Origin of the sequence: Alistipes indistinctus YIT 12060 (assembly GCF_025144995.1) — a bacterium.
GTDB classification, from domain to species: Bacteria; Bacteroidota; Bacteroidia; order Bacteroidales; family Rikenellaceae; genus Alistipes_A; species Alistipes_A indistinctus.
On sequence record NZ_CP102250.1, the window covers coordinates 1490528 to 1503710 of the forward strand.

General features: G+C 55.6%; 10 protein-coding genes. 4 read left to right on the forward strand and 6 right to left on the reverse strand.

Going from position 1 to position 13183, the window contains the following annotated elements; genetic code table 11:
• Nucleotides 1-164: 164 nt before the first annotated feature.
• Nucleotides 165-3482, forward strand: coding sequence for a TonB-dependent receptor (locus tag NQ495_RS06350; RefSeq protein ID WP_009133791.1), 3318 nt, complete (start codon nucleotides 165-167; stop codon nucleotides 3480-3482).
• 166 nt (nucleotides 3483-3648) lie between these two features.
• Entirely contained in the window at nucleotides 3649-4602 is a 954-nt protein-coding gene (locus NQ495_RS06355) for a glycosyltransferase (RefSeq protein WP_009133790.1), read from the forward strand.
• A 6-nt stretch (nucleotides 4603-4608) separates the two neighbouring features.
• Here NQ495_RS06355 and NQ495_RS06360 read toward each other — a convergent pair whose 3' ends face one another.
• The 5 genes from NQ495_RS06360 to trxB all read right to left on the reverse strand — a co-directional run bounded on the left by NQ495_RS06360 (nucleotide 4609) and on the right by trxB (nucleotide 10454).
• Nucleotides 4609-5538 carry a glycosyltransferase family 2 protein gene (locus NQ495_RS06360; RefSeq protein WP_009133789.1) on the reverse strand — a complete coding sequence of 310 codons (930 nt, stop codon included), beginning with the start codon at nucleotides 5536-5538 and terminating at the stop codon, nucleotides 4609-4611.
• Nucleotides 5539-5693: 155 nt separating this feature from the next.
• Complete coding sequence (locus NQ495_RS06365) at nucleotides 5694-6956, reverse strand: polysaccharide pyruvyl transferase family protein (RefSeq protein ID WP_009133788.1); 1263 nt, start codon at nucleotides 6954-6956, stop codon at nucleotides 5694-5696.
• Nucleotides 6957-7116: 160 nt separating this feature from the next.
• Nucleotides 7117-8331, reverse strand: coding sequence for a Coenzyme F420 hydrogenase/dehydrogenase, beta subunit C-terminal domain (locus tag NQ495_RS06370; RefSeq protein ID WP_040294187.1), 1215 nt, complete (start codon nucleotides 8329-8331; stop codon nucleotides 7117-7119).
• Between the two features lie 92 nt (nucleotides 8332-8423).
• Entirely contained in the window at nucleotides 8424-9389 is a 966-nt protein-coding gene (locus NQ495_RS06375) for a long-chain-fatty-acid--protein ligase (protein ID WP_009133786.1), read from the reverse strand.
• A gap of 123 nt (nucleotides 9390-9512) precedes the next feature.
• Nucleotides 9513-10454 (reverse strand): thioredoxin-disulfide reductase, encoded by a 942-nt coding sequence (gene trxB / locus NQ495_RS06380; protein WP_040294453.1) that lies wholly within the window; start codon nucleotides 10452-10454, stop codon nucleotides 9513-9515.
• 205 nt (nucleotides 10455-10659) lie between these two features.
• Here trxB and NQ495_RS06385 point away from each other — a divergent pair, with 205 nt between their 5' ends.
• Together NQ495_RS06385 and NQ495_RS06390 are read left to right on the forward strand one after the other, a co-directional pair.
• Nucleotides 10660-11718 (forward strand): peptidoglycan DD-metalloendopeptidase family protein, encoded by a 1059-nt coding sequence (locus NQ495_RS06385; protein WP_050807966.1) that lies wholly within the window; start codon nucleotides 10660-10662, stop codon nucleotides 11716-11718.
• Between the two features lie 89 nt (nucleotides 11719-11807).
• A complete protein-coding gene (locus NQ495_RS06390; RefSeq protein WP_009133783.1) occupies nucleotides 11808-12548 on the forward strand; it encodes a LysE family translocator in 741 nt (246 codons plus the stop codon).
• A 103-nt stretch (nucleotides 12549-12651) separates the two neighbouring features.
• Here NQ495_RS06390 and NQ495_RS06395 read toward each other — a convergent pair whose 3' ends face one another.
• Nucleotides 12652-13137, reverse strand: a complete 486-nt coding sequence (locus NQ495_RS06395) for a GtrA family protein (RefSeq protein WP_009133782.1) — start codon at nucleotides 13135-13137, stop codon at nucleotides 12652-12654.
• Nucleotides 13138-13183: the final 46 nt, after the last annotated feature.

The window sequence follows — 13183 nt, forward strand, 5'->3', positions numbered from 1 at the left end:
AAATCCTTATTCCGGTTGTATTTCAGCACCATAATACGAACTGTTCTGACAATCCGGCCGGAAAGTAATGTAAATTTATTAATCCCCGATTAACTTAAATCTCCATTTAAAGTCCTACTTTTGCGACATTATATAGAATGTTTAATCAACCAAACCAATCCCGTATGAAGCAATTCGTCTCTTTCATGCTTTGCCTGCTGGCATTCTCTGCCGCCTCGGCACAGGTCACCACCTCGAGCATGAGCGGACATGTGCAAGATGAACAGGGTGCCCCCGTAATCGGCGCACTGGTCCTGGCCACACACACTCCCTCAGGCACCGAGTATTCCGCCATTGTGGACGGTACCGGCAATTACCGCATTATGAACATGCGTTCGGGCGGTCCCTATTCGGTGAAAATTTCGATGCTCGGCTTCCAGACCGTACTCAATGAAGGTATCAATATCGCATTGGGTGACAACTATGTACTCGACGTCACGCTGCCCATCGAATCGACCGACCTGGACGAAGTGGTGGTCACCGGCACACGCAGTTCGATCCTCAATTCCGACCGTGCCGGCGTAGCGACGAACATCAACAACCGCCAGCTTAACGTGCTGCCGACCGTCAGCCGTTCGATTTCGGACTTTACGCGCCTGACGCCGCAGGCCGGAAACAGCGGTTCTTTCGGGGGCCGGGACACCCGTTACAACAACGTTTCGATCGACGGTGCGGCCTTCGCACAGCGCTTCGGCCTGAGTACGTCGAACAACTACCCGGGCGGCGACGCGCAACCGATTTCACTGGATGCTATCCAAGAAATTTCAGTCAACCTGACCCCGTTCGACATTCGCCAGTCGAATTTCACCGGTGCGAACATCAACGCCGTCACCAAATCGGGCGATAACTCATACCATGCAACGGCCTATACGTTCCAGCGCTTCAAATCGATGACCGGCGACCGGGTGCAGGATGCCACCGTCGCCAATGCCAAGACCACCTCACGCCAAACCTACGGTGCCAGCGTCGGCGGCCCGATTATCAAAAACAAGCTCTTCTTCTTCATCAACGGCGAGCTCGAATACAAATCGTTCCTCGGAAACCAATGGCAGCCGAGCACGGACGGTGTCGGAAGCGCCGAAAACAAGATATCACAGACCACCATCGCCGATCTGGAAAAGGTATCTGATTATCTACAAAAAACATACGGTTATAATCCCGGCGCATACCAGAATTTCGGCAACTCAGCTGCGGACAACTACAAAATCATGGCCCGCATCGACTGGAACATCAGCAAGAACCACAAGCTGATGGTGCGCTACAACGATGTCAAATCCCAGGACGACAACCTCGTGAGCGGAGCTTCCACCCCGGGCGGCGTCCGTCTGAACAACGCAGGCCGAAACAGCATCAACTCCATCTCGTTCGCCAATACCGGTTACAAGCAGGAAAACCGCGTGCGTTCGATCACGGCCGAGTTGAACAGCGTTTTCAGCCCGAAGGTCTCGAACAAGCTGCTCGCTTCGTTCACGAACATCAACGACACCCGTAAAACGGACGGAGACCTTTTTCCATTCGTCGACATCATGCGTCTGGGCAGCGACGGTAAAACCTATGAAGGTTACATGTCGTTCGGCACAGAAATCTTCTCGTTCAACAACGGCGTACTGAACAATACCTTCAACATCACCGACAATGTGACCATCGGTTTGGGACAGCACACGCTCACCGCCGGACTGTCTTACGAAAACCAACATTTCAGCAACGGTTACATGCGCGAGGGAACCACTTACTACGCCTACAATTCGGTGGACGACTTCATCAACAACGCGAAACCGGCCGCATTCGCCTACCAGCTCGGATACCCCGGCAATGAGGATGCGCGCACGAAACTCACCTTCGGGCTGGCCAGTGTTTACGTCCAAGACGAATGGAGGGTCAATCCTAAACTGCGCCTGACCGCGGGTCTGCGCCTCGAAGTTCCGATCTTCTACACGAAACTCCAGGGGCCGACTTCCACGTCGATTAACGGTGTACAAACTCCACTGAGCGAAATTCCTTTCGAGAACGGGCAAACCGTCAACCTGAGCCAATGGCCCAAGAGCAAACCGCTTTTCTCGCCGCGTGTAGGCTTCAACTGGGACATTACGGGCGACCGCTCGATCCAGCTGCGCGGAGGAACGGGCATCTTTACCGGGCTGCTGCCGTTCGTCTGGTTCACGAACCAACCGGGAAGCGCCGGATTCGTACAGAGCCCCGAAGTGGTACTCACCGGTGGCGGAGTGCCCAACGATCTGCGTTTCAACCCGAATTACCGCGACCAGGTATTCAACAATCCGGCTATTTTCCCGAATCCGCCCAAGGCGGGAGAAACACCCTCCGGCTCAAACTTCGCCAAAGTGAACGAGAATTTCAAACTCCCGCAATTGTGGCGCACGAGCGTCGCCGCAGATTTCCGCCTGCCATGGGAGATGGTGCTGACTCTCGAAGCGATGTACTCGAAGGATATCAACGCCGTAACGCAGCGAAACATCAACCTGCCCGATCCGGTCGGCAATTTCACCGGCGTAGACGACCGTCCCAGATGGAATTCGGGCAAACTGAACAAGGACGTCAGCTCGATGATGGTGCTGACCAATACGAACAAAGGACACCAGGCTTCGCTGACGGTACAGCTGACCAAGCAATTTTCGAACGGTCTGTCCGGTATGATCGCCTACACCTACAACAATGCGAAAGACCTCACTGCCAATCCGGGCAGTGTCGCCCTGTCGGCCTGGAGATCCAGCGCCTCGGTGGGCAGCCTGAACGATCCGGGAGTCAGCTATTCGGCCTTCTCAATGCCGCACCGTGTAAACGGCTATATCTCCTATTCGGTAGACTGGGCCAAGAACCACCTGCGTTCGACCTTCACGCTTTACTATAGCGGCACGAACCAGGGACGCCTGAGCTACGTTTTCTCGAACGACATGAACGGCGACACCTTCGGTCAGGACCTGATTTTCATTCCGCGTCCCGACCAGACCAACTTCGTCGATGTGAAAAACAAAGAGACCGGGAAAGTGACCTATTCCGCCGCCGAGCAACAGCGCGATTACGAAGCTTTCCTGAACGGCAATTCGTACCTGAAGAAGCGTCAGGGTCAATATGCCGAACGTTACGGAGACGTACAGCCCTGGATCAACCAGTTCGACTTCAAGTTCATGCAGGACATCGCCTCGAATTTCGGCTCGAACAACCGCTATTCGCTGCAGTTCAGCGTCGACATTCTCAACGTGGGCAACCTGCTGAACAAAAACTGGGGCGTTTACTACACCAACGGGATGCAGAGCTACGAAAATTTCCGACTCTTTACTTACACCGGACAAAATGCGGCCGGTGCCGCCCAATACACCCTCAATGCCAGCAACAGCGACAATTTCAAGAAAAACTCGAAATGGGTAGGCCAGAACTCCACAGCCAGCACGTGGGGCATTCTCTTCGGCCTGCGATTGAGCTTCTAACTGCCGCGGGACTTTCTCTCCGGACAAGAAACCCAATACCCTATGCACGAAGATCGTCGTGCTGTGCCATACAGAAAAACGGTTCTTTCGGGGAACCGTTTTTTTTTATACTTTTACACATGCACAAATGCCCGGATTCCAACTTGTCCGGCCAAAAACACGCGCCATGAGTGCCCCAACGATCACTACGCCAGGATCACGCTCCTCGGTCAGACTTTCGCTGATTATCGCCACCTACAACCGGGCCGACTATCTGCCCCGCACACTGAACAGCCTCACCAACCAAAGCCTCGGTTCCGAACTGTTCGAGATCATCGTGGTCAACAACAACTCGACGGACCACACTGCGGAAGTATGCCGCTCCTTTGCAGAAGCTCAGCCGGAACTCAACTTTACGATGGTAACCGAAATCCGCCAGGGACTTTCCCATGCCCGCAACTGCGGAATAAACCACGCGAAAGGGGACTATTTCGCCATCATCGACGACGATGAACTGGTCAACCGGGATTTCCTCAAAAGTTACTACGACTTTTTCGGGATGTATCCGACCGCAGCGGCCTGCGGCGGCGTGGTCACACCGCTGTACGAATTCCCGGTACCGGCATGGCTCAGCCGTTATGCCGAACGGCCGATCGCCGGAACATTCTATTATGGGGAAAAGATCGTTCCCTTTCCGAAACACACCTATCCCGGCGGCGGGAATATGGGTATCCGGCGCACGGCCATCGAACGTTACGGGATGTTCAATCCGGAACTGGGGCGGACAGGCAACTCTCCGATGGGCGGCGAGGAGAAGGACCTGTTCGCTCGGCTGCGGGCCGGAGGGGAAGAGATCTACTATGTGCCGGGTGCAATCATCTATCACATCATCCCGGAACAAAAGCTGACGCCCGAATATTTCGACCGGCTCACCCGCATGATCGGTAAAAGCGAACGGGTCCGCACCCGGAACCTCGGAACTGCCACCTACCTGAAACGGCTTTTCAGCGAAGGGATCAAATGGGGCGGAACATTCGTCCTCGCCCTCGGTTATACGGTGCAGGGCGAACCGATCAAGGGCCGTTACCTGATCAAAATGCGCTGGAATATCTCGCGGGGGCTGTTGGGCCTAATCCGGTAGTAGCGCCTACCCGAGCAACCCTTTTTTCGACACCAGCCAGGTCACCCGTTTGTAGGAATCGAGCAACGGGCGGCGCCACATCACCGGCAAGCGGTTCAGGATACGCAACTTCCACCATCCGAGCCGGTAATGTCGGTTATAACTGTACCTTCGTTCGACCTCAAGCGCAGCATCCGTATAACCGTATACACTGTGGACCAAAGCCTTGCCAATCTCGCAGCGTGCGATATACTCGTTGCAGTCCGGCGTCCCGGGATCGTAAAATTCCCAAAACGAATAAGGAGTCCGCTCCATCTTGTAGTTCTGCGCGGAACGGTTCTGCGCCATCAGGTTGAACTCCGAAAAGCGCTGCGGCGAATAGCAGACCGGATAGGTCCGTGCGATCTTCGTCCATACGTACTGATCCTCCCCCAATTTCATCCCTTCGGGAAAACCGCCGAGCCGTTCAAATACGGCGCGGGGAATCGTCACGCTGGAAGTCTGGGTCAGGTTGACCCGCATCGCCGTGCGGAAATAGTTACCGACTATCCCCTCCTGCATAACTGTCTCGTTCGGAAAAACGCCTTCCGGGCGGTGTACTTCGAAACCCATGCTGTACAATCCGCAGCCGGGATAACGTCCGATCAGCGCCGCTACCCGTTCCAGATATTCCGGCTTCCAGTAGTCGTCGGCATCGAGCAACGCGATGTAATCGCCCTTCGCCTCGGCAATGCCCCGGTTGCGGGCCGCCGATACGCCGCCGTTCGGTTGCCGGATCAGGCGCACGCCGGGCAGGTCCAACCCTTCGACCACCCGGGCGCTATCATCGGTCGAACCGTCATCCACCACGATCACTTCCAGCGGCGTATAGGTTTGCGCCGCAACGCCTCCGAGCGTGCGGGCAATTTCCCGCCCTTTATTATACAAGGGAATAACTACCGAAAATGTAATATCCATAACTGATCGTTTTCTTACGGATCAAGCGCTGAGGAGATCACTTGACCCAATGAATCTCCTCGATTGCCCTGACCGTATGCACTCCTACAACGGCATTCCCGGCATATCCGGGCAACTACGGATAATCCGCATTCGCATTTCTGCCGCCAGGCAAATCACTGTACCGGTTTCCGACCGGCAGGCCTCTCCGACGAAATCTCATCGAGCGTAACGGCCACTTGCCGTTGTAGCTCTTTGACCCGGCTACCGATCCGCTCGCAGCGTTCCCTGTATTCCGCAAGTACCTGATCTACCCGGTCGCATACCAGAGCGACGATCCGGCGACTGTGCCACAGAGCATTGTCGTCGGCTTCGATCACCAGATCGTCCTGTCCGAGACTGCCACCGATCACACCGCGGAATTTCGTACTGTACGAGAGGCAAACCGCCGGACGCCCCATCTGGAACGTAGAGACCGCCGCATGCATGCGTCCCGTCACGGTAAAAAGACCGTTTCCGAGCACGAACCGCGCCCGGGTTTGGAAAATCTTATCCATGACCGGCACCGTCCGCTCTTTCAACGCCCCCGGTAACCGGTCGTATAATTTTCGAACGTACTCCGTCTCATCACCGTAACGGCCGAACGTATGCGCCAACAGGACGATTTTTTTGTCCGCGAGCGCCTCCTTTTGTGCAAGAGAACCGATGATATCCCGATAGCAATCCAGGTAGTCCGCCGCATCTTGACAGTAGTACTTACCCCCGCGCTGTCCCGCCGATACGACCACCGTGAAATAACCGTCGCGTTCTAACCCATACCGCTCCAATACCGCGCTTTCGATCGTACGATCCCCCTGTAAAGGCAGGTCGGCAAAAGCGAGATCGGCACTCAGCGACGCATTCACCCGGAAATTGTCGCGCAGATAATCCACGCTGACCCGGTCGCGGGCATATACCTCAAGGCGCGGCATCAGGTAACGCACCGCCAACTGGTTATAGAGCGTCGAGAAAGGACCGAGTGTCTGTCCGAGCAGGATCACGCGGGTCAGGAACGAAGATTCCCACTTTTTGAACAGGTTGACGCAGGGGTCGATTTTCGAGTAATATTCCGAAATATCGTCCCCTCCCAATACGATCAGCCGGTCGAAGCCTCGCCCCTCCGGCGAAAAGAAAAGATGGAACAGGCGGTGCAAACGCCTTCCCCAGATATTCGTGATCGAAGCCGTATAGTAATCGGCCGGTTCATGGCGGTACAGCCGGACATCGCCCCGTAACTCGCGCCGGACAGCCTCGAGTGTCGCAGCATCGGCAAAATCGCAATGAAATTCCACCTCTGCGGTACCATAACGATCGGCAAGCGCCTGCACGGTCACCAGCCCCATCATACCGGTCCCGTAATTATCGAGACTTTGGAAATGTTCGATCAGAATGCGTTTCATAAAAAGCTGCTATATGTTTGAACACGATCACCGCAATCCGGCCCGGAGTGTGATGATCTGTTTTCATGCAATGCCGTTTCGTTGACGTAGCTCCCGGTACAAGGATTCCCACCTCAACTGTCGTCTACCTCTTCCGCCATCCTCCTCACGGCAGGTAAGTCTACCGCACCAATCCGATGCGACGTAACCCGCCCCGGAGTTTGCGGCGCATACGTTCGCGCAGCGTGCGCCGGGTCAGGCGGGAGATCAAGGCGGGCAGATCTTCCGCATGTTCGAACTCTGCAAAAAAACGGGCCCGGTTCCGGTGCGGCCTGACCGAACGCATCAGGCACGGATTGCCGGGCAATGCCTCTTGAAGCGGCGTTTCGATCGTTTTCAACGACACCGAAAGAGCGGCAAACGCCCTGCGCCCCCGATCGCTCAGCGGAATAACCAGGGACGTGCCCTTGTTGTCATTCATCTCCGGATGATGCTCCTCCACTCCCCAATAGTCGGCAATGGTCAAATCGCTCCCGGCCGCCAACCGGCGCGCCGGACATTCGTGACAAGACGGCCGAAGGTAGAGGTTATGCAAAAAACCGCGCATGAACATCTCATGGGTGAAGGGTACCGCCAATCGCAATTGCTGTGACTCGCCTCCGTTCGTACGGACATATTCCGACACGATGCAATAACGTCCCCAGCCGCGCTCCTCCTTGTTCCGAAATTCCAGGTGCGCAAGCCGGTAGGGTTCGGTCGCAGGTTGTGCTTCCGCATTGACGCGCCGGGTTTGCTGAGCGAAATACTGTGCGTACACTTTCGGCGAGGGAACGCCGTGGCACAGCACATCGACCGCCAGCAAATTCGCATACGGGCGCCCGAGGAACCGCTTCAACCCCGCAATTTGGCATGACGTGCCGACGAACAGCACCTCCCGTCCCGCTTTAAGCAGCGATTCCGCCCGGCGAAAACTGCCTTCGATCCGGCTCTGCGTATATTTCGATCCGCGTAAGGTCCCGAGCCCGGCAATCTCTTCGACACTATCGTGTACCACTGAAAAATCATGGTCGAACCGGGCGCCGAACACGACACCGCCTTTGTCGAGCACCTCCCCGGACAACAGCGAAAACACTCCGCCCGACGAGCTGGCCATCCGCACCGGTTCATCCCTGTTGCAACAGGCATAGGCCCGCACAGAAGCCGGTTCGGGTGCGCCGTAACGGTGCAGCACCGGACATACCTTCTCGCATAAGCCGCACTCGATGCAGAGGCTTGCATCCACTACCGGATAGAGAAACCCTTCGGCATCGGGCTGCATCGAAATACACCGTTTCGGACATTTTTCCGCGCAGGCCGTGCAGCCGCAACACTCCTCGGGTCGTTTGATCTGAATCATTTTACTCGACTGTTCATCATATTATGCCGCACAAACCGGCTGCAGAAACAAAGGCTATCCCGATCGTCTCCCCGGCTGTGCGGTTTACTCGGTCACTCCTGCACCAAAAGGTTACATCCCCGAATTTCGCTACCCGATATGCGCCCCTGAATACGAAAACTACCATCCGTATAAAGTGTCCCCAGATCCTGCGTCTGCACAAAGCTGCAGGAATAGAGGTTTGCCAGGTCGATCAGGTTCACGCCGCCCGTAGACCCGACAGGCAGGCGCCCGAACGGATCGTGCAGGTCCCGCACGATCACCTTCATCCACGGCGGCGTGCGAAAAAGCCCCTCCCCGGACGAATAGGCTTGCGACATCAGTTCTGCCATTCCGTATTCGGAATGCACCGAAGGCACGCTGAACGCATCGCACAGCAGGCGATGGAACTCTTCACGCGGCAACTCCTCCCGGTGTCCCTTCATTCCCCCGGTCTCCATGACAATCGTGCCGTACAACGGTCCCGGCCGTTCTTCGGCCAGATCCCACAACGCATAACTGACACCAAGCAGGATTTTCGGACCGGAATGCGCCGCCATATCCCGTAACAGTTCCTCGTGGTCATGAAGATAGAAACCACCCCCACCTTTGCGGATCAACGCATCGACCATGTAGACCAGCGATGAACCTTCACGCTCCAGATAATTCGGCAGTAACGCGAAGACCGCCGTCTTCTGGACCGGGCCGTAAAACAGTTCGAAGGCGCGGGTAAACGCCTCTTCATAAATAGCGAGGTCGGCGACATAATGCCGTGAAGGAATTTGCCCGGTCGTACTGCTGCTCGTAAACACTTGCTGCGGAGGCAAAGAACCACTGTATACACGATGGCTCTTGAACAGTTCGATCGGCAGGAACGGAATCTGCTCCACAGTTTCCACTCCGGCAGGGTCGATACCCAAAAGTTCGAGATATTCCCGATAGGGTGTACAGGCCTCGGCCTGAAAACGAAACACCTCCAGTGCGGCCTGATCGAAGTCCGCACCGGAGGCGATGGAAAATATCTTACGCGTATCAAACATGGCAATGGGTCAGCAGAGTATCCGGTCAAACAGCAATATTATACAAACAGGCATAAAAATGTGCGGGGCCCTCACTCTTTTTTATGATGCTATTTCACCATCCGTTCTGTTGCGACACAGATTCTATTGCAGGCACTGAATGTCCAGCAGATAACGTTCGCAGTCGAGCGCCGCCATACATCCCGATCCCGCAGCCGTAATGGCCTGGCGATACCGCGGATCCTGCACGTCTCCGGCTGCGAAAACCCCCTTTACGCTGGTCTGGGAACTACCCGGAACCGTCTTGATATATCCCTCTTTGTCCAGTTCCAGCTGGCCTTCGAAGAGCTGCGTATTGGGATGGTGCCCGATACCGAGAAAGAAACCGAATGCATCGATCACCTTCTCTTCACCGCCGGTGTGGCGCACCAACGCGCCGGTCACCCCGTTCTCGTCGCCGAGTACCTCGACGGTCGTATAGCCGAACAACACTTCGATATTGGGAGTCTTCATCACGCGTTCCTGCATCGCCTTCGAAGCACGCAGGTAGTCTTTGCGTACCACCATATACACTTTGTTGCACAGCGTCGCCAGATAGGTCGCCTCTTCACAGGCGGTATCGCCGCCGCCGACTACGATGACATCCTTTTTGCGGTAGAAAAAACCGTCGCAGGTCGCGCAGGCCGAAACACCCATGCCCTTGTAACGCTGTTCCGAAGCGAGACCGAGATACTTAGCCGTCGCACCGGTGGAGATAATCAGCGCATCGGTTTCGATCTCCCGCCTACCGTCGGCAACCACCTTAAACGGCCGTACCGAAAGATCCACGCTCGTGATAATGCCGAAACGCACATCGGCGCCGAAACGCTGGGCCTGCTTCTTCAGGTCTTCCATCATAGCCGTACCGCTGATCCCCTCCGGATAACCGGGAAAGTTCTCGATATCGGTAGTCGAGGTGAGCTGGCCTCCGGGTTCGGTCCCTTCGTATAGGATCGGGTTGAGGTTCGCGCGGGAAGCGTATATGGCGGCCGTATAGCCTGCGGGGCCGCTGCCGATAATCAGGCATCGGGTTTTTTCTGTATCCATAATCGATTGCATATTTAATCCTTACTTATTGAACAAAGATAGTTTTTATTTTCATATCCTCACAGTTCCCTGCACCGTCCGACACCACAAGAAAAGCGGGTGAACGGGCGTCTTTTCGCAAAAAATCGCTACTTTTAGCTGCCGAATCTAAAGTCAAAATACGATGCTGCCGTTGAGAACATTATCCTATACCTTAACAATACTTTTGCTGTCAAGCTGTTCCGTCACAAAATCCCTGTACAAGGACAAAGAGGTCAGCCGGTACAATCCGAACGTTTCTTCGGCCAGCAAGAACTATTCCAAGCCCGCAGGAGAAGACACGTCGGACAAAGAGGCCAAGGCCTCCGGAAAACAACAGCAGCCGGTTAGCGATTCGCTACCCGAGACCGAAACGCCCAAGAAGTTGCCTTATCGCTACCCGCTGCCCCGGATGACTTTCGGCGAAACGGAGAGCGCTAACGTCCGCATCCCGATGAGCCTGAACAATCCGTTCCCACCTTCCGGCGAACTGGAAATTCCGCTCGCAGAACTCGAAAGCGATTTCTGCTATCCCTATCCGGGTAAACAGATTTCCGGATTCGGCTACCGGGGCCGGTCGATGCACACCGGAGTGGACATCAAAGCCGTTCCGAACGATACGATCCGTGCCGCTTTCTCCGGTGTGGTACGAATGTCCAAACCGTACAGCGGGTATGGCAATATCATTGTGATTCGCCACTATAACGGCATGGAAACCGCCTATGCGCACAACTCGCGCAACCTCGTCACGGTCAACGATGTGGTGAAAGCGGGCGATCCGATCGCGCTGGCGGGCCGCACCGGGCGGGCTACCACCGAACACCTGCATTTCGAGTTCCGCGTGGCGAACCAGGCCCTGAACCCGAGCCTGCTGCTCGACACCGAAAACCAACGCCTGCACACGAACACGCTCTACCTCTACAACCGGGGCGGCAACGTCAAAGCGGCGACCCGGCCGTTGAGCACCTCCGATGCTCTTTCGGAAGAGACGGTGGCGGATGACGAATCGGCCCTCGTGGCGAACGGAGGCTCGACCGGCGACGTGTCCGATACCCAGCGCTCCGCTGCGACTTCAGGCTCTTCGTCTAACAACGGTTCAAAAGCGGTTTACCATACGATCAAAAGCGGCGATACGCTCTCGAAGCTGGCACGTACTTATTCCACTTCGGTGTCGAAAATCTGCCAATTGAACCACATCAAGCCAACCACGATCCTGCGGCTCAAACAGCGGCTCCGGGTCAAATAACCGCAACGGAGACCGGACTGCGATCGCACAGAACCGTTGAAACCAATAAAAAGGAAACGTCCGTCCCGAATCGCCCAAATCCTAACCGAATGAAGCTCGTCGAATTTATTATCGCCTCGTCGCTGCTGACGCTGATCCCGGGACCGGATATTTTGTTTGTGCTGACACAAAGCATTTTGCATGGGAAACGTGCCGGTATTTCAGTGGCACTCGGCCTCTGCTCCGGGCTCTTTTTCCACACCGCGGCGGCAGCGCTCGGACTCTCGCTGATTATCGCTTCGTCCCCGGCTCTGTTCGCAGGGATCAAATACGCGGGCATTTGCTATCTGCTGTGGATGGGTTACGCGTCGTTACGCGCCTACCGAAAAACGGCCCGGGGGAAAGTACCTTCACCGGGCAACATAGCTATCGAACAGCCGCAACCCTTTCCAGCAGCTTGTGCCGGGCAAACGGAAACCATTACGACCGACCCGGCGGCATCCGGCATTGCCCCTGCTCCGGACGGCGCTCCCCAGACGCCTGAGAATAATTCTTTTCGCCGGCTTTACCGGATCGGTATCACGATGAACCTGCTGAACCCGAAAGTGATCCTGTTTTTCCTCGCCTTCTTCCCGCAGTTCATCAGCCGGGAGAGTCTGACGCCGAAAACGGATACACTGCTGCTGGGCCTGACATTCGCTGCGGTGGCCGTCGTAATCTTCACCACGGTGGCATTGGTCGCCGACTACCTGGCCGCAAAATTTTCAATCGAACAGATCCCGCCACGCATACTCGCCTGGATCCAGGCAGCGGTCTACTGGCTGATCGCCGTGCTGTTCGTCTGCTCCTGAGGGTAGCACCGTCAACCTTCTATTCCACGACGTACCGGATATAACCTCATTTCGGAAATCGCTCCTCGGCACCTCCGGGCCAAAAGGCAAAACACGCTACGGATCAGCTTTCGCAGCCGCGGAAAGTAAAATATTTCTGCATCAGGTAGCTGTACCCGATAATCAGCAGGGAGGTAACCGCCTGAGACGGTGTCGGATACAGGTGCACCGCCTCGACAAAAAATTTCAGCAGCAGGTAATTCAGCAACACCGACCCCAGTACGCTGATCAGGTAACGGAACAGTTGCGTACGCCCCCGCAGCGGTGAATACTTGAACGCGATATGTTTCTGAAGCCAGAAACCGGTTACGAATGTAATCGGAAAGACGACCAGGAACGCCGCGATATAGGGAGAAATGGCGACAAAACCCAAACGAACGATCTCCTTGTCGAGTATGAAGTTATAGAGTACGGCATACAGCACCCAGTTCAGCCCCAGGTTGACTCCGCCGCAAATCGCGTAACGGAATGTCTGGAGCGGTATTACCGCCCGGACCGGACGGATATAAAAGAAGTCGACAATCTTCGTAAGGCGTTGGGCTGGTGTCATGCGGAAAATTCGTTCGGGTCGGAAATGTCTTCAGAATAGCTACTTG